16 protein-coding genes are annotated in these 16,025 nt (G+C 71.6%); 9 read left to right on the top strand and 7 right to left on the bottom strand.

Features of this window, described 5'->3' with window-relative positions; genetic code table 11:
* Positions 1 to 17: 17 nt before the first annotated feature.
* From F4559_RS03540 to F4559_RS03520, 5 genes are all read right to left on the bottom strand, one after another.
* Positions 18 to 635 (bottom strand): DivIVA domain-containing protein, encoded by a 618-nt coding sequence (locus F4559_RS03540; RefSeq protein ID WP_184666136.1) that lies wholly within the window; start codon positions 633 to 635, stop codon positions 18 to 20.
* A 101-nt stretch (positions 636 to 736) separates the two neighbouring features.
* Positions 737 to 1,759 carry an LLM class flavin-dependent oxidoreductase gene (locus tag F4559_RS03535; RefSeq protein WP_184666135.1) on the bottom strand — a complete coding sequence of 341 codons (1,023 nt, stop codon included), beginning with the start codon at positions 1,757 to 1,759 and terminating at the stop codon, positions 737 to 739.
* On the bottom strand, positions 1,756 to 3,033 hold the full coding sequence (locus tag F4559_RS03530; RefSeq protein WP_184666134.1) for an NtaA/DmoA family FMN-dependent monooxygenase: 1,278 nt from the start codon (positions 3,031 to 3,033) through the stop codon (positions 1,756 to 1,758). The genes F4559_RS03535 and F4559_RS03530 overlap by 4 nt, the downstream gene beginning before the upstream one ends.
* A gap of 12 nt (positions 3,034 to 3,045) precedes the next feature.
* Entirely contained in the window at positions 3,046 to 4,104 is a 1,059-nt protein-coding gene (locus F4559_RS03525) for an LLM class flavin-dependent oxidoreductase (protein WP_184666133.1), read from the bottom strand.
* An 86-nt stretch (positions 4,105 to 4,190) separates the two neighbouring features.
* Positions 4,191 to 5,261: an FAD-dependent oxidoreductase gene (locus tag F4559_RS03520; protein WP_312865464.1), complete on the bottom strand. Its 1,071-nt coding sequence runs from the start codon at positions 5,259 to 5,261 to the stop codon at positions 4,191 to 4,193.
* 87 nt (positions 5,262 to 5,348) lie between these two features.
* Between F4559_RS03520 and F4559_RS03515 the strand changes: the two genes are divergently transcribed.
* From F4559_RS03515 to F4559_RS03485, 7 genes are all read left to right on the top strand, one after another.
* Positions 5,349 to 6,455: an MsnO8 family LLM class oxidoreductase gene (locus tag F4559_RS03515; RefSeq protein ID WP_184666131.1), complete on the top strand. Its 1,107-nt coding sequence runs from the start codon at positions 5,349 to 5,351 to the stop codon at positions 6,453 to 6,455.
* 100 nt (positions 6,456 to 6,555) lie between these two features.
* On the top strand, positions 6,556 to 6,963 hold the full coding sequence (locus F4559_RS03510; protein ID WP_184666130.1) for a DoxX family protein: 408 nt from the start codon (positions 6,556 to 6,558) through the stop codon (positions 6,961 to 6,963).
* A gap of 47 nt (positions 6,964 to 7,010) precedes the next feature.
* Positions 7,011 to 7,433 carry a YciI family protein gene (locus tag F4559_RS03505; protein ID WP_184666129.1) on the top strand — a complete coding sequence of 141 codons (423 nt, stop codon included), beginning with the start codon at positions 7,011 to 7,013 and terminating at the stop codon, positions 7,431 to 7,433.
* Positions 7,434 to 8,015: 582 nt separating this feature from the next.
* The gene (locus F4559_RS03500; RefSeq protein WP_184666128.1) at positions 8,016 to 9,254 is read left to right on the top strand and encodes an RNA polymerase sigma factor; all 1,239 of its coding nucleotides are present in this window, start codon (positions 8,016 to 8,018) and stop codon (positions 9,252 to 9,254) included.
* On the top strand, positions 9,251 to 10,039 hold the full coding sequence (locus F4559_RS03495) for a helix-turn-helix transcriptional regulator (RefSeq protein ID WP_184666127.1): 789 nt from the start codon (positions 9,251 to 9,253) through the stop codon (positions 10,037 to 10,039). Before F4559_RS03500 ends, F4559_RS03495 begins: the two co-directional genes overlap by 4 nt.
* Positions 10,040 to 10,082: 43 nt before the next feature.
* Positions 10,083 to 10,832, top strand: a complete 750-nt coding sequence (locus F4559_RS03490) for a glucose 1-dehydrogenase (RefSeq protein WP_184666126.1) — start codon at positions 10,083 to 10,085, stop codon at positions 10,830 to 10,832.
* Between the two features lie 60 nt (positions 10,833 to 10,892).
* Positions 10,893 to 11,429: a DUF6328 family protein gene (locus F4559_RS03485; protein WP_184666125.1), complete on the top strand. Its 537-nt coding sequence runs from the start codon at positions 10,893 to 10,895 to the stop codon at positions 11,427 to 11,429.
* Here the strand turns inward: F4559_RS03485 and F4559_RS35760 are convergent.
* Positions 11,355 to 14,345 carry a helix-turn-helix transcriptional regulator gene (locus F4559_RS35760; RefSeq protein WP_281386264.1) on the bottom strand — a complete coding sequence of 997 codons (2,991 nt, stop codon included), beginning with the start codon at positions 14,343 to 14,345 and terminating at the stop codon, positions 11,355 to 11,357. The two genes, F4559_RS03485 and F4559_RS35760, sit on opposite strands and share 75 nt — an antisense overlap.
* 50 nt (positions 14,346 to 14,395) lie before the next feature.
* On the opposite strand from F4559_RS35760, the gene F4559_RS03470 reads away from it, so the two are divergent.
* Complete coding sequence (locus F4559_RS03470; RefSeq protein ID WP_184666124.1) at positions 14,396 to 14,578, top strand: hypothetical protein; 183 nt, start codon at positions 14,396 to 14,398, stop codon at positions 14,576 to 14,578.
* Between the two features lie 154 nt (positions 14,579 to 14,732).
* Here the strand turns inward: F4559_RS03470 and F4559_RS03465 are convergent, their stop codons facing one another.
* The gene (locus tag F4559_RS03465; protein WP_184666123.1) at positions 14,733 to 15,440 is read right to left on the bottom strand and encodes a PP2C family protein-serine/threonine phosphatase; all 708 of its coding nucleotides are present in this window, start codon (positions 15,438 to 15,440) and stop codon (positions 14,733 to 14,735) included.
* A 102-nt stretch (positions 15,441 to 15,542) separates the two neighbouring features.
* Here F4559_RS03465 and F4559_RS03460 point away from each other — a divergent pair, with 102 nt between their 5' ends.
* On the top strand, positions 15,543 to 16,007 hold the full coding sequence (locus tag F4559_RS03460) for a heme-degrading domain-containing protein (protein ID WP_184666122.1): 465 nt from the start codon (positions 15,543 to 15,545) through the stop codon (positions 16,005 to 16,007).
* Positions 16,008 to 16,025 lie beyond the last annotated feature (18 nt).

The raw sequence follows: 16,025 nt of genomic DNA, 5'->3' as shown, positions 1-16,025 counted from the left end.
AGTCCCACGGCCCGACCTCAGCCCGCGTGCACCGGGTCGGCGAGCAGGTCCGGCGCGAGGTCGGGCAGTTCCTCGGCCGCCACCCGGGCCACGCCGACCAGTTCGACGACGTTGCGCAGCCCCTCGACGACCGAATTCTGGGTCTCCACCAGGAAACGCAGCCGGGAGACCGCGTCGCCCAGCACCTCGTCGGCCCGGCGGCGGGCCTCCGCCTCGACGCGTTCGGCCTCCGTGGCCGCCTTCAGCTTCCGGCTGCGCAGGTCGGCGGCGGTCTGCTCGGCATCGCGTTCGGCGCCACGCCGCAGTTCGCCCGCCTGGACCTCGGCCTCGCGCAGGATCAGCTCGGCCTGCCGCTTGGCGTCGCCGCGCAGGGTCTCGGCGGTCCGGGTGGCCTCGGCGACGAGTTCCTCGGCCTGGTGCTCGGCGAACGCGACGATGCCGGCGACGCGTTCACCGAGGTGCGAAGCCGGGGTGGTCGGCGCCGGGCCGGTCGACCGCAGGCGGGCCAGTTCGAGCGACGCGTCCGCCAACGCCGCCGCCTGCGCGGCCACGTACTCGTCGACCTGCCTGCGGTCGTACCCGCGCATCGCGGTCGTGAAGCGGGGCGCGGCGTCGTCCACGGCTTCGCTGTCCACTGGCCCTCCGGTGTGTGCTCGTCGCCTCGATCGGCCCCAGTGTTGTGATCGGGACGGCACGGGCGAGTCGGGACACCGGTTCGGGGACCAAGACCACCTGTTCAGGTCGTCCAGACCGGGTCGCCGATCGTGCGGTTGAGCACGGGTGCGACCGCGTCCTGGAACAGCTCCAACGACCCGCGGTGCTGCTGCGGGGTCAGGCCGTCGGCGTCCGCGTGCAGGTGGATCACCGTGTGCCCGAACCGCTCGTGGTAGCGCAACACCTTCTCCGCGACCTGTGCGGGCGAGCCGACCAACGCCGAACTGCGCTCGACGAAGTCCTCCAGCGTCGGGAAGACCGGCTCCTGGCCGTGGTCGCGCCACAGCTTCAGCCGGGCCTCGAACAACGGCCGGAACGTCGCCAGCGCCTCCTGCGAGGAGCGGGCCACGTAGAACCCGGCTGTGCCCGCGCCGACGACGGGCTCGCCGGGATGCCCGTAGTGCTTCCACCGTTCGCGATAAAGCTCGATCAGCTCGGCGTAAGGCTCGATCGGATTGGTCACGTTCGCGGAGAACAGCGGGTCGCCCCACTTGGCCGCGACCTCGACCGACGCCGCACTGGTCGCCGAGCCGTGCCACACCCGGATCGGCCGCTGCAACGGCCGGGGCCACACCTCGGCGTCCACCAGCGGCGGCCGGAACCGGCCGGACCAGGTGACCTTGTCCTCGCGCCACAGCCGTCGGAACAGCTCGTAGCCCTCGATGTTGCGGTCCCACTGGTCCTCGGGCGTGACGTGGAACAGGTCGCGCTGCGCCGAGCCGTTGCCCTTGCCGATCATCAGGTCGAGCCGACCGCCGGACAGGTGGTCCAGCGTCGAGTAGTCCTCGACCGCCCGCACCGGGTCGAGCAGGCTCAACGTGGTGACGGCCGTGTAGAGCCGGATGCGTTCGGTGCGCGCGGCGATGTGGCTGAGCACCACCGGGGGCGAGGACGAGATGAACGGGCGCTCGTGCCGCTCGCCCACCGCGTACCCGTCGTAGCCGAGTTCCTCGGCCAGCACCGCGTTGTCGACGACCTCGCGCAACCGGGCCGTCGTGGAGACCGACCCGGTGTGCGTGATCAACGTCATCAACAGGTACTTCACGACAGGCCGAGGTGGTCGCGCAGCGTCGTACCCGTGTACTCGGTGCGGAACACGCCCTTGTCCTGGAGGATCGGCACGACCGTGTCCGCGAACTCGTCGAACCCGCCGGGCGTCACGTGCGGCACGAGGATGAACCCGTCGGCCGCGTCCGCCTGGACCAGGTCGTCGATCTGCTTGGCCACGCTCGCGGCCGAGCCGATGAACGTCTGGTCGGCGCGGGTCTCGATGATCACCTCGCGGATCGACAGGTTCTTGGCCTCGGCCAACGCGCGCAGCTTCGCCGCCTCGGCCAACGGGTCGCGGTGCATGCGCACGCTCGCCCGGCCGCGGGCGATGTGCTCGTCGCTGATCAACGGGTCGCTCTCGGGCAGCGGGCCGTCCGGGTCGTACGACGACAGGTCGCGGTTCCACAACTGCTCCAGCAGCTTGATCGCGGTCTGCCCGCTGACCTGCTGGCGGCGCACCTCGTGCGCCTTCTCCTGCGCGTCGGAGTCGTTGTCCCCCAGCACGAACGTGGCGGCGGGCAGGATCTTGAGCTGGTCGAACGTCCGCCCGTAGTTGGCGAGACGGCCCTTCACGTCCGCGTAGAACGCCTTGCCCTCCACCAAAGTCGAATGCCGGCTGAAGATCGCGTCGGCCTTGGCGGCGGCGAACTCGCGGCCCTCCTCGGAATCGCCGGCCTGGAGGATGACCGGGCGCTCCTGCGGCGAGCGCGGCAGGTCGAACGTGCCGGAGATGTCGAACTGGTCGTCCTTGATCGCGAACTTGCCGTTGTCGCGCCACGAGTCGAACAGCACGCCCGCCGCGTCGAGGAACTTCTTGGCCCGCGCGTAGCGCTGGTCGGCGGGCAGGAAGCCGCCGCGGCGGAAGTTCTCGCCGGTGAACGCGTCCCACGAGGTGACCACGTTCCAGGCGGCACGCCCGCCGGAGAGGTGGTCGAGCGTGATGAACTGCCTTGCCACGTCGAAAGGTTCGTTGAACGTGGAGTTGATCGTGCCCGCCAGCCCCAGCCGGTCGGTCACGGCGGCGAGCGCGGCCAGCACGGTGAACGTGTCGGGCCGGCCGACGACGTCCAGGTCGTAGATCTCGCCGCCCTGCTCGCGCAGCCGCAGGCCCTCGGCGAGGAAGAAGAAGTCGAACTTGGCCCGCTCGGCGGTGCGGGCGAAGTGCTCGAACGAGGAGAACTCGATGTGGCTGCCCGCCTGCGGGTGGCTCCACACGGTGGTGTTGTTGACCCCGGGGAAGTGCGCGGCCAGGTGGATCTGCTTGGGCATCGTGCGGTCCTCTCAGGCCGAGGCGTAGCGGTTGGCGGGCCGCGGCAGACCGAGCAGGCCGCGGAAGGTGTCGGCTTCGTACGCGGTGCGGAACACGCCGCGCCGCTGGAGTTCCGGCACGAGCTGCTTGGTGATCACATTCAGGTCGTCGGGCAGCGAGCCGGGACGCAGCCGGAAGCCCTCGTAGCCCAGCGTGCGCCACTCCAGCAGCAGGTCGGCGAGCGCGCCGGGGTCGCCGGTGAAGATGTAGGCGTCCGAGTCCTCGGTGGCGACGGCGTCGAGTCGGGCCTTGCGGTCGGCGTCGAAGTGCACCACGAAGTCGGCGAACCGGAGCACGCCCTCGGTCTGCGTCGCGATCTCGCGGGCGTCGTCGAAGTCCTGCGGGGTCACGAAGACGATGTCCGCGGCGGCCTTGGCCAGGTCGTGCGCGACCTGCTCGTGGGACAGGACGGCCACCGGCAGGTTGCCCTGGGGCGGACGCGGGGTGATCGAGGGGCCCTTGACACTGAACCACTTCCCCTCGAAGTCGATGTAGTGCAGCTTGTCGCGGTCGATGAACCGGCCGGTGGCGGCGTCGCGGATCTCCGCGTCGTCCTCCCAGCTGTCCCACAGCCGGCGCAGCACCTCGGCGTAGTCGGCGGTCTCGGCGAGGAGGTCGTCGTCCACCTCGCGGGTGACCGGCTCGCTGAACGTGCGGCGGCCGACGTGGGCGTAGTCCACTTCCTTCCACGACCCGCGCAGCCTTACGCCCGCCCGGCCCTTGCTCACGTAGTCCAGCGTGGCGAGCGCCTTGGACAGGTGGAACGGCTCGGTGTGCGTGACGATCGCCGTCGGCACCAGGCCGATGTTGCGGGTCAGCGGCGCGACCCTGGCCGCGACCTGCACGGAGTCGAGCCGGCCAACCGGTCCGAATTCGTCCTCGAACGTGACGAAGTCGAGCAGTCCCCGTTCGGCCTCGCGGACCAGGTCCGCCCAGTACCCGGCGGTGAACCGCGCGTCGCCGTCGTGCGGCGCGGCCGGGTGCCAGCCCGATCCCTCCAGCGCCACCGCGAGGTGCAGACCAGTTCCCATGCGTTCGGCCCCTTCCCTTGGTTCCCCGGTCGGATTCTGCGCCGCGATCCCGCCGGGTTGGAGGGCCGACCACACCGTGGGACGACTCAGGAATTCCCTTGTCCGGCGGGAATAGAAAGCCGGAAGCGCGGATCGGCGAGCGCGTCGGACGTGGCCAGGTCGGCGAGGACCCGGCCGATCGCGGGGACGAACTTGAAGCCGTGCCCGGAGAACCCGGCGGCGACGACGAGCGGTCCGTACCGGTCGAGGACGAAGTCCGAGTTCGGCGTCGACGTGTACGTGCAGCTGATCGGCGTGGCCGCGTCGGCGTCGACACCGGGCAGCCACTGCCGCACGTAGTCGCGCAACGCCCGGAAGCGGCCCGGTTCGGCCGTGAAGTCGCGGCGGTCGGGGTCGACCTCCGGCCCGCTGCCGTGGTGGCCGACCTTGATCCCCTCACCGGGCGTGGCCATCCCGTACACGCCGTCCGGGACGCGGTGGATGAACGCGGGCCAGTCGCCGGGGTGCAGGGGGCGGAAGTGCGCGGGCTGTTCCTGGGTGACCCGCAGCGGCGGCAGGGGCACCAGGTCGCCGAGGAGTCTCGTCGTCCACGCGCCGACCGCGACGACGACGCGTCGTGCCCGGTACACGTCTTGCGCCGTGCGTACTTCCACTTTGTCGCCGAGCTTTATGCTCAACGCGGGCTCCTGGTGACGAACTACGGCACCGTGGTACGTGGCCGCTTCCTGGAGTTTCGTCACCGCGTTGTCGGCGTGCAGGCGGCCGGTGCGTGGGTGGAAGAACACGTCGGTGTCGAACCGCAGGCCCGGCCAACGCGCGCGGGCCTCGTCGGCGGTGATGAGCCGTCCGGGCGAACCGGCGGCCTCCAGGCTCTCGGCCAGGCCGGTCAGGTCGCCGTGGTCGACGCCGCCGGTCTCGGTGAGCACGTCCCCGCCGAGTTCGCGCCACAGCGCGGACGCCTCCAGCGCGAGGCCTACGTACAGCGGATCGCCGTAGACCAGGCGGAAGATCCGCGACGCCCCGTGCGAGGCCCCGAACGCGTGTCCGGGCGAGAACCGCTCCAGCAGCACGACCTCGAACCCGCGCACGGCGAGCTGCCAGGCGGCGGCCGAACCCATGGCGCCACCACCGACCACGACCACGTCGACATCAGTCACGCGGCGCAGGGTCGTTGGCGCGCAGGGGGTTGTCCAGGGCTCCCACATGGCGGACCCGTGTCGCGGACGTGGCGTAGCGTCGATCGCGTGACGACCCCACTGTCCGTTTTGGACTTGAGCCCCGTGGTGTCCGGTTCGGGCGCGGCCGAGGCGTTGCGCGACACGATCGACCTGGCACAGCACGCCGAGCGCCTGGGCTACCGGCGGTTCTGGGTCGCCGAGCACCACCTGGTGCCGGGCGTGGCGTCGTCATCGCCGGCGGTGCTGATCGCGTTGATCGTGTCCGCGACGAAGACCATCCGGGTCGGCTCGGGCGCGGTGCTGCTCGGGTACTACCCGCCGCTGCTCGTGGCCGAGCAGTTCGGCACGATCGCGCACCTGCACCCGGACCGGGTCGACCTGGGGCTGGGGCGATCGGGGTTCGTGCGCAAGGACGAGGTGCTCAAGAAGTTCGCCGCGCCGGCCGTGCCGACGCCGGCCCGGGTGGTCGACGGGCTGCTGATCCCGGAGCGGCCGACCCTGGCGTTCCGGTCGGAGCGGTTCTGGGAGCGGTACGAGGCGCGCGAACGGCTGCTCGGCAAGCGGGACCCGGTGGACTACACCGACCAGGTCACGCAGGTGCTGGGGTTCCTGGAGGGCACGAACGGCGACGGGTTCGACGTCCCGTCGGCGCGGGACGCGGCCCTGGACGTGTGGGTGCTCGGGTCGAGCGCGGGTGCCAGCGCCGAGGCGGCCGGGAGGCTGGGGCTCCCGTTCACCGCGAACTACCACGTCAGCCCCACGTCGGTGCTGGAGGCGGTCGAGGCGTACCGGGCGGCGTTCGTGCCGTCGCACCGGTTGGCACGGCCGTGGGTGTCGGTGTCCGCCGACGTGGTCGTGGCTCCCGACGACGACACGGCTCGTGAGCTGGCGAGCCCGTACGCGCAGTGGGTGCTGTCGATCCGGGACAGCCGGGGGGCGGAGCGGTTCGCCACGCCGGCCGAGGCCGCCACGCGCACGTGGACCGACGACGAGCGCAAGATCGTGGCGGACCGGATCGACACGCAGTTCGTGGGCTCGCCGGCGACTGTCGTGGAGAGGCTACACGCGTTGCGTCGGGCCACCAAGGCCGACGAACTGCTCGTCACGACCGTGACGCACGACCACGCCGACCGGGTCCGCTCGTACGAGCTGCTGGCAGACGCCTGGCGCTGACCTGCGGTTTCTCCTCGCCGAAAAAATCTTCGGCGGACTTGTCGATCCGGGGGTGCCCCCGTTCGTCGCTTCTGCGAGACGGACGAGAGGGGAACCGGACATGACCACCACCACCATCGCGCGACCGGTCGCACAGGACGTGACCTTGACGGCGTTCCGCGTCGTCGTGTCGTTCCTGTTCGGGTGCCACGGGCTCATGGGCTTCGGACTGTTCGGCGGGATCGACGGCCAGGGTGGCGCGGTCGAGGCCTGGTCGTTCCCGGGCTGGTGGGCGAGCGTGATCGAGGTGGGCGGCGCGGCGTTCGTGCTGCTCGGCGTCGGCGCGCGGGTGGCGGCGCTGTTGTGCTCGGGGACGATGGCCTACGCGTACTTCGTCGTGCACCAGCCCGAGGGGCTGTTGCCGGTGCAGAACATGGGCGAGCCCGCGGTGATGTTCTGCTGGGCGTTCCTGGTGGTGGCCGTGGTCGGTCCCGGCTCGTACACCCTCGACCGGGTGTTCCGTCGTTGAGTGTCCTGTTCGGTCAAACTGGACTTTTCGGGTAAGAGGAGAGCTGGATGCGTTTCATGGTGATCGTCAAGGCCAATGCGGACAGCGAGGCCGGTGTCATGCCGAGCGACGAGGTCCTGCGGGAGATGGGTGCGTTCAACGAGGAGCTGGTCAAGGCCGGTGTGCTGCTCGCGGCCGACGGCCTGGCACCCAGCCGTGAGGGTGCACGGGTGTACTTCTCCGGTGACAAGCGCACGGTCGTGGACGGGCCGTTCGCGGAGACCAAGGAGCTGGTCGCGGGCTTCTGGCTGCTGGAGTTGAAGTCCCTGGAAGAGGCCGTGGAGTGGATCAAGCGCGTGCCGAACCCGACCGGCGAGGAATCCCAGATCGAGATCCGCCGCATCTACAGCCTGGAGGACTTCGCCGCCGCCGCGCCCGACGTGCTCGCACAGGAGGAAGCCCTCCGGACCCAGGTCGAACAGCGCTCCTGACCACGTGGGTCGTGGGGTCGGACGCGGCGTTCATGCCGGTCGGTTGATCTTGGCGTCGCCACGCGACAGCCCCGCCCTGGACGGGGTCGGCCCCCTTCGGAGGAACCGACCCGTCACGGGGACGGGGCTGTCGCGTGGTTGGACCAAGGAGCAGGTGCGGGAACCAACGCCCTGACCCCCGCGTGCGCGGGGAGGACCACGTGGGCCTGTGGGGACGTGAGGTCCTGGTCGGAACATCCCCGCGTGCGCGGGGAGGACCCCGACCCCGTAATCACCGGCCCGTACGTCGGGGAACACCCCCGCGTGCGCGGGAGGACCTTGCCGACCTGCGACTCTATCGGCCCCACAGCCTATTTTCATTCGGTTCGACCCAGTCTCGAAATCTGGCCCGGCGCCCACCGGCCAGTGGTCCACATCGGACCACCTCCCGTAACTCGGCCCCCCGAACGGAATCCACGATCGAAGGTCCGGGTGATCCTCAACGCACATTTCGCGGTGTCCGAACGTGCGACTCGCGGTGTCTGGACGGACGACTCGCGAAAAGGGTTGTCAGGACGGGTGGCGGCTGGTCGAATCCGGGGTGTGTCGGGGGTCGAGGCGTGCCGCGCCGTGGAAGCGGTCTGGCGGATCGAAGCCGCACGGGTGATCGCCGGTCTGGCACGCCAGTTCGGCGACGTCGGCCTGGCCGAGGAGATGGCCCAGGAAGCCCTGGTCACCGCCCTCGAACAGTGGCCCACGACCGGCATCCCCGACAACCCGGCCGCCTGGCTCACGACCACCGCCAAGCGCCGCGCCATCGACCACCTGCGCCGACGCCGCAACTACGAGCGCAAACTCGCCGAGATCGCCGAGGACGAACAGCACGAGCCCGACGCCGCCGCCTTGGTCGGCGAGATCGACGACGACCTGCTCCGGCTCGTGTTCACCGCGTGCCACCCCGTCCTGCCCCTCGACGCCCAGGTCGCGCTCACCCTGCGCCTGCTCGGCGGCCTGACCACCGACGAGATCGCCCGCGCCTACCTGACCCGCGAGGCCACGATCGCCCAGCGCATCGTCCGCGCGAAGAAGTCGCTGGCCAAAGCACAGGTCCCGTTCGAGGTCCCGGACGAGAACGAACGCCCCGCCCGCCTGGCCGCCGTCCTCGGCGTCATCTACCTGATCTTCAACGAGGGCTACTCGGCCACGGCCGGCGACGACTGGATGCGCCCGGAACTCTGCGCCGACGCCGTCCGCCTGGCCCGCGTGCTGGCCACTCTGGTCCCCAAGGAACCCGAGGTCCACGGCCTGGTCGCGCTGCTGGAACTCCAGTACTCCCGCTTCAAGGCCCGCGTCGACGCCCAAGGCGAGCCCGTCCTGCTGCTCGACCAGGACCGCACCCGCTGGGACCGGCTGCTGATCACCCGCGGTCTGACCGTGCTGGAGCAGGCCGGACCGACCGGCCCGTACGGCATCCAGGCGCACATCGCCGCCTGCCACGCCCGCGCCGCCCGGCCCGAGGACACCGACTGGTTCAGGATCGCCGGGCTCTACGAAGCGCTCGCGCTGATCGCGCCGTCCCCGGTGGTCGAGCTGAACCACGCCGTCGCGATCGGCATGGCGTTCGGTCCGGCGACCGGACTCGAACTCGTCGACGAGATCGTGGCCGCGGGCACCCTCGTCGACTACCACCTGTTGCCCAGCGTGCGCGGCGACCTGCTGGTCAAGCTCGACCGCCCGGCCGAGGCCGAGGCCGAGTTCACCCGCGCCGCGAGCCTGACCCGCAACGAACGCGAACGCGCCCTGCTCCTGGCCCGCGCCGCCGCCTGCCGGCCGCACGCATGACCCGTCGCGACCAGCTCCGCGACTTCCTGCGCACGTGCCGCGCCCGGTTGCGCCCCGACGACGTCGGCCTCGTGACGGCGGGCCGCCGCCGCACGCCGGGTCTGCGCCGCGAGGAGGTGGCGGCCCTGGCCGGGGTCGGCCTGCCCTGGTACACGTGGCTCGAACAGGGCCGGGACATCACGGTGTCGACCGAGGTGCTCGACGCGATCGCCCGCGCGCTGCGCCTGTCCGGCCCCGAGCGCACCCACCTGTACCTGCTGGCCGGTCTGAACCCACCGGTCGAGGGCGGGTCGCGCGACGCCGACGTCACGCCGGAGCTGCGCCGCCTGGTCGACGCGTGGCACCCCAACCCGGCGATCCTGCGCGACCGCTGCTGGAACCTGCTCGTGGTCAACGAAGCCGCGCGCACCCTGTTCGGTTACGCGGAGACCGACCGGAACTGCCTGATCGCGTTCTTCACCAACCCACGTCACCGCGAGGCGCACACGCACTGGACGGCCGTCGCGCCCCTGGTCGTCGCCGCGTTCCGGGCCGACGCCGCGCACTTCCCCGACGACCCCGGGTTCGCCGCGGTGGTCGCCGACCTGGTGGACCGCAGTCCGGAGTTCGCGCGACTGTGGGCACGCCACGAGGTCGGCCGTCCCGGGCAGACGGTGAAGGCGGTCCGCCACCCCGAGGCGGGCGAGCTGCTGTTCGACCTGACCACGCTGGTCGTGGCCGACCGGCCCGACCGGTACCTGGAGCTGTACAACCCGCGCAGCCTGGTGGTCGGGCTCCCCGGATGATCACGCACTGCCGCCGCCCGGCACCGCCGCCGAGACTGGCGGCATGCGCTTCGAGAACAAGACCGCACTGGTGACCGGCGGCACGTCCGGGATCGGACTCGCCGTCGCACGACGACTTCTGGACGAAGGCGCGCACGTGGTCGTGACCGGCCGGGACGCCGCCAGGCTCGACACGGCGGTGGCCGGACTCGGCCCGCGCGCGTCGGGCGTGCGCGGCGACGCGTCCTCGCTCACCGACCTCGACGTGGTCGTCGACGCGATCCGCGACCGGCACGGACGCCTCGACGTCGTGTTCGCGAACGCGGGCGTGGCCGGGTTCGCCGCCGTCGAGGACGTCACCGAGCAGGAGTTCGACCGGATCGTGGACACCAACTTCAAAGGCGTCTACTTCACCGTGCGCAAGACGCTGCCCCTGCTGGGCGACCACGCGGCGATCGTGATCAACGCGTCGTGGACGCTGCACCGCGGTCTGCCCGGCGCGTCGGTGTACGCGGCGACGAAGGCCGCCGTGCACAACCTCGCGCGCACACTCGTCGCCGACCTGGCGCCGCGCGGCATCCGGGTCAACTCGGTCAGCCCCGGCTACATCCGCACGCCCATGTTCGACGAGCACGTGCCCGACGGGACGCACGCGGCGATCCTCGGCGCGGTGCCCGCCGGGCGCTTCGGCACGCCGGAGGACGTCGCCGGGGTCGTCGCGTTCCTCGCGTCCGCCGACGCCGCCTACGTCGACGGCCAGGACGTCGTGGTGGACGGCGGGCTCGTCGCCACCCATTCGTCCACTGTGGACTAACCCGTCGAACTACGTCACCCGACCGATGTTTCCGCACGCGTGCGGGTTCATCGTGGTGGCATGACGAACACCGAGTGGGCGCCGGAGTCCCCGGCACAGCGGATCGACCGGAACTACCACGAGATCCTCCAGGAGATGCGGGTCGCGCAGACAGGGGTGCAGCTGCTGCTGGCGTTCCTGCTGACGCTCGCGTTCACGCCGCGATTCCCTTTGCTGACGGCGTTCCAGCTCCAGGTGTACGTGGCGAGCCTGGTGCTGGGCGCGTGCTCGACGGCGTTGCTGATCGCACCGGCGCCGTTCCACCGCCTGGTTTTCCGGCGCCGGCTGAAGAACGAGCTGGTGCGCGCGTCGAGTCGGCTGCTGCTCGCCGGACTGGTGCTGCTGAAGCTCGCGTTGGCGGCGGCGTTGCTGCTGATCCTGGACTTCGTGCTGGGCCGGGCGCCGGCGGTCACGGTGACCGCGATGCTGCTGGCTTGGTTCTGCTTCTGGTGGTACGTGGTGCCGCTGCGGTACCGGTCGCGGTCACCCCGTGTGGCGTACGGCTTCCCGGGCGATGTCCGTCCGCGAGCGCACTCCGAGTTTCGCCAGCACGTGTGACACGTGGGTCGCGACCGTGCGGCCCGACAGGAACAGCCGATCCCCGATCTGGCGGTTCGACAGACCGGTCACGACCAGGTCGGTCACCTTCCGCTCCATCGGGGTGAGGCTGTCCCACCCGTGCTTGGCCCGCCGGTGTTTGGCGTGCGCGCCACGCCGCACGCCGTGTTCCCGCATCCGCCCGAGCAGCACGGCGGCGTCCCACTCGGCGCCGAGTTCGCCGTACACGTCCAACGCCTTGCTCAACGCCACCCGCGCCGACGTCCGGTCGCCCGCGACCGCCAGGCGCACCGCGGCGAGGCCCAAAGCCTTGGCACGGAACAGCGGGCGGCCGGCGGCCCGGTATTCACGGGCGGCGCGCAGGAAGCCTTCCGGGTCGTCGTCGGCGATGGCCCGGCAGAACTCCGCCGCCGCCCGCCGGTGCGGCACGTCGGAGCCGGCCAGCAGCTCGTCGGCCCGGCGGACCGCGAAGGCGGGGTCCTCGCCCAGTTCGACGGCCAGCCGCGCGGCGTCCGGCAGCAGGTCCTCGACCTCGTCGACCCCGACGCGCAGGACGCCGAGGGCGTCCCGGACGTGCCCCTTACGCTCCAGGTCGACGCTCGTGGCCAGGGCCAGCGAGCCGACGACGTGCCCGTCCGGGAGTGCCGCGCGCAGATGTCCGGCAGCGGCGTCGACCTCGTTGCGGTGGAGGTGGATCGACGCCGCGACACCGTGATCGCACCGCGACACCATGGGGTGCTTGAGGTCGTCGGGCAGCAGGTCGACCTCCAGCAACGCCTCGTCCCAGCGCCCGGCGTCGAACAGCAGCTGACCGAGGGCGCTCTGCACCTGCGCCAACCGCACCACGTTCCCGGCCCGGTCGGCCTGCCGCCGGACCTCGCGCGCGGCGCGGACGGCCTCCTCGCCCCGGTCCGACTCGCCCAGCGTGACGGCCCGGTTGACCTGGAGCAGCAGTCGGAGGTCGGCCGTCGCCGGATCGCCCATGGTGACCGCCAACGCCCGGTCCGCCAACGACAACGCCTCGACCATCCGCCCCCGTGCCATGGCCACGATCATGCGCACGTGCAAGGCCCACGCCACCGTGCCCGGGTCCGCCACGGCCGTGGCCGAACGCCCGCCGCCCTGCACCACCGGCACCGAACCAGCGCCGGCACCGGCCGGCGCCAGACCACCGACGACCGGCCCGTCCGAACGCACACCGACCGGCCCCACGACACCTGAACCCACCACCGACCGGCTCGGACCCACGCCCACCGGCCCCGAACCCGCGACCACAGCCGAGCCCGTGCCGGCCGAGTCGACACCCGACCCGTCCGAACCCGCGACCGCAGCCGAACCCACGCCGACCGCACCTGGCCCGACCACGCCAACAGCGCCCGCGACCCCAGGCGCCCACGGCCCAGCACCCGCCGGACCGGCCTCCGCCATCCCCCGCCCCCGCCGCTCCGGATCACCGTCACCGACGGCGAGGTCCGCCAACCGGGCGGCGGCGTCGAGGTCCCCGAGGTCCCAGTGCGCCCGCGCCGCCAGCACGTACAGCCGGGCCCGTTCGGCGGGGGTCGGCGAATCCGCGCGCAGCGCCCGGTCGACCTCCGCCAGGGTCCGGGCCGAGCGGCCGGTCAGGCTGCGACACTGGGCGAGCGTCCAGTGCAGGTCGACGGACATCCCCGACGCCAACCCCGCCAGCGCGACGGCCTCCGCGCCGGCGTGGTCGCCGAGGCGGAACCGGGCCTCGGCGAGGTGGGCGAGCAGGCGGATCCGCTCGGTCGCACAAGAGGATTCGACCACGCGGGCCAACAGGTCGACCGCGGCTTCCGGTGCGTGCGCGACGAGCGTCCCGCCGTGTTCGAGCAACCACGGCGCGGTCCACGCGGGCAACTCGCCCGCCGCCAGCAGCTGCCGCGTCACCCGGTCCACGCCCGCACCCGCGTCGACGAGCGCCCGCGCGGCCTCGGCGTGCCAGGCACACCGGGCGGCTTCGGGCACCTGCTCGTACAACGCCGCGCGCACCAACGGATGCCGGAACGAGAGCACAGCACCGTCGTCGAGCACCCCGGCCACCGTCGCGTCCTGGAGCGCGGGCAGCAGGTCGACCACGGACCGTCCGGACACGGCCGCCAGGTCGGCGACCGCGAACCGCACGCCGAGTACGGCGGCGGCGACCAGCACGTGGCGCACGTCGGCCGACAGGAACCCGATCCGGGAGTTGATCGCAGCCGCCAACGACGCGGGCACGCCCTCGCCTGTCACCGTCGCGACGCCGTCGGACACGACCAGGGAACCGCCGCGCAGCAACGACTCGACGAGTTCGACCAGGTAGAGCGGATTCCCGCCGGCACCGCGGGCGAGGGCGGCGAGGCGGTCGTCGGGCACGCCACCCGCCAACGACGCCACGAGATCACGCACGGCCGCCTCGTCCAACGCCGACAAGGTCAGCCGGGTCACGTCTGACCGGATCAGGTCGCGGCGCGGCAGCGGACGGACCACGCCGACCAACAGCAACGGGGCCTGGGAGACCAACGGCACCAGCCGCCGCCACACCGCGACGGTCGCGTCGTCGGCCCACTGGAGGTCGTCGACCACGAGCATGACCGGGCCTTCGGCGCACAGTTCGTCCACGCGGTCGACCAGGTGTTCCACGGTGGCGGCGATGGTCTGCGACCGGGTCGAGCCCAGGGCGTCGAGCAGGGGTGACAGGGGGATCACGCGGTCGAGTTCGTCGCCGGCGCCCGTGCACACGCGCAGTCCGAGCGTGGCGGCGTAGGCGCACGCGGCGCGCACGAGAGTCGTCTTGCCGATGCCCGGTTCGCCCTCGACCACGAGCGCGGCGCCGTGTCCCCGGACGAGGTCGTCGACCCGCGCCCGGAGCCGGTCCAGCTCCCGCTCACGGCCGAGCGGACCGCGCACCGCGCCCATCGAACAAGAATAGAACTCAAACCAAAGGTTAACAAGAGGTTAATTCCGCAATGGTTTCCTTTGTTTCCCGCACGTTCACCACGCCCATTCCGACGTTTCACCACGCGCTGCCACGGTGCTGGGCGACTCCATCCCCGTTCCGCGAAGGAGTACCCATGCGTGCCGCGGTCGTGCTGTTCGCCGTCCTCGTGTTCGCCGTCGTCGCCCCGCTGGGCGGCATGCCCTACAACTGAGCGCTCGTCTCCGCGTAAGCGCAAGTCGACAGGCGGCTCGGCGTGGCGATCACCGACGTCATGACCCACGCCGATCCGCCGGCCGAGGACGTGCGGCATCGACTTCGGATCCACGAAACCCCGCGCACGCCTCGACCGACCCGACGATCGGCCACTATTCGACGTCGATCACCAGACAGGTGATGTTGTCGGGTCCCCCGGCCGCGTTGGCGGCGTCGATCAGCGAACGCACCGTGACGTCACGGTCCGGGTCCGCGGTCAGCAACCGACCGATCTCCTCGGCCGGGACGACGTCGGACAGGCCGTCCGAGCACAGCAGGAACCGGTCGCCGGCACGCACGTCCTGGTCGAACAGGTCGGGGTCGTGCTCGCTGCCGGCCTGGAGCGCGCGCATGAGCATCGAGCGGCCGGGGTGCTCGGCGGCCTGCTCGGCGGCCATGCGGCCATCGTCGACCATGGCCTGGACCATGGTGTGGTCGCGGGTGACCTGGGTCAGCCCACCGTCGCGGACCAGGTAGCAACGCGAGTCGCCGATGTGGCAGACGGCGAACTTCTCACCGTCCCAGAGCAGCGCGGTGAGCGTGGTGCCCATGCCGCGCATGTCGAAGTTCTCCTCCGCGAGGTCGGTCAGCCTGACCGCGATCTCGTGGGTGGCGGCGGCCAGCGCGGAGTGCGGGTCGTCCGCGTCGACGTCGACCTCGTCGAGCACGGTGACGGCGATGTTGCTGGCGACTTCGCCGAACGCATGCCCACCCATGCCGTCGGCGACCGCGAGGAGACGATCACTGACGTGGACCGAGTCCTCGTTGGTCGCGCGGTGCAGCCCGGGGTCCGTACCGACGGCGTAGCGCAGCACATGCATGCCGCACAGTGAATCACCCGCGCGCACATCGCTGAGCAGGACTGTCCGTATTCCCTCCCGCAAACGCACCGGTCCACCCTTCGGACGCCCGCGCGCGCCCGGGTGGTTGACTGGGGCGTGCTCGAGGAACTAGAGGCTCAGGAAGCGCGGCTGGTGTTCCGCCGGTTCGACAACGACACCGCGATCGCGCTGGGGACGGCCCTGCTGACGGCGGCCCGTGACCGCGGCCTGCCGATCGTCGTGTCCGTCCGACGTGGACAGCAGCGGCTGTTCCACGCGGCACTGCCCGGCACCTCGGCCGACAACGACGACTGGATCGACCGCAAGAGCCGGGTCGTCGACCGGTACGGGCGCAGTTCGCTGCGCGTCCGGGAGACCTTCGCGGCCCGCGGGCGGGAGTTCCCCCTCGACCCGGCGCTGTACGCGGCGTTCGGGGGCGTCTTCCCGATCATCGTCGAGAACGTCGGACCCGTCGGCACGGTCGGCGTCTCCGGGCTGCCACACACCGAGGATCACGCGTTCGTGGTCGAGCGGCTCGAGGCGTTCCTGGAGCGCGGGGGCCGCTGAGCGACCCCCGCGCCGTGC

Origin of the sequence: Saccharothrix violaceirubra (assembly GCF_014203755.1) — a bacterium.
GTDB lineage: Bacteria > Actinomycetota > Actinomycetes > Mycobacteriales > Pseudonocardiaceae > Actinosynnema > Actinosynnema violaceirubrum.
This window is presented reverse-complemented; position numbering and strand designations above follow the sequence as displayed.

Excerpts from the sequence above, each read along its gene's own strand:
- F4559_RS03530 (WP_184666134.1), bottom strand. The coding sequence starts at position 3,033 with ATGCCCAAGCAGATCCACCTGGCCGCGCACTTCCCCGGGGTCAACAAC.
- F4559_RS03525 (WP_184666133.1), bottom strand. The coding sequence starts at position 4,104 with ATGGGAACTGGTCTGCACCTCGCGGTGGCGCTGGAGGGATCGGGCTGG.
- F4559_RS03510 (WP_184666130.1), top strand. The coding sequence starts at position 6,556 with ATGACCACCACCACCATCGCGCGACCGGTCGCACAGGACGTGACCTTG.
- F4559_RS03505 (WP_184666129.1), top strand. The coding sequence starts at position 7,011 with ATGCGTTTCATGGTGATCGTCAAGGCCAATGCGGACAGCGAGGCCGGT.
- F4559_RS03495 (WP_184666127.1), top strand. The coding sequence starts at position 9,251 with ATGACCCGTCGCGACCAGCTCCGCGACTTCCTGCGCACGTGCCGCGCC.
- F4559_RS03490 (WP_184666126.1), top strand. The coding sequence starts at position 10,083 with ATGCGCTTCGAGAACAAGACCGCACTGGTGACCGGCGGCACGTCCGGG.
- F4559_RS03485 (WP_184666125.1), top strand. The coding sequence starts at position 10,893 with ATGACGAACACCGAGTGGGCGCCGGAGTCCCCGGCACAGCGGATCGAC.
- F4559_RS35760 (WP_281386264.1), bottom strand. The coding sequence starts at position 14,345 with ATGGGCGCGGTGCGCGGTCCGCTCGGCCGTGAGCGGGAGCTGGACCGG.
- F4559_RS03470 (WP_184666124.1), top strand. The coding sequence starts at position 14,396 with ATGGTTTCCTTTGTTTCCCGCACGTTCACCACGCCCATTCCGACGTTT.
- F4559_RS03465 (WP_184666123.1), bottom strand. The coding sequence starts at position 15,440 with ATGCATGTGCTGCGCTACGCCGTCGGTACGGACCCCGGGCTGCACCGC.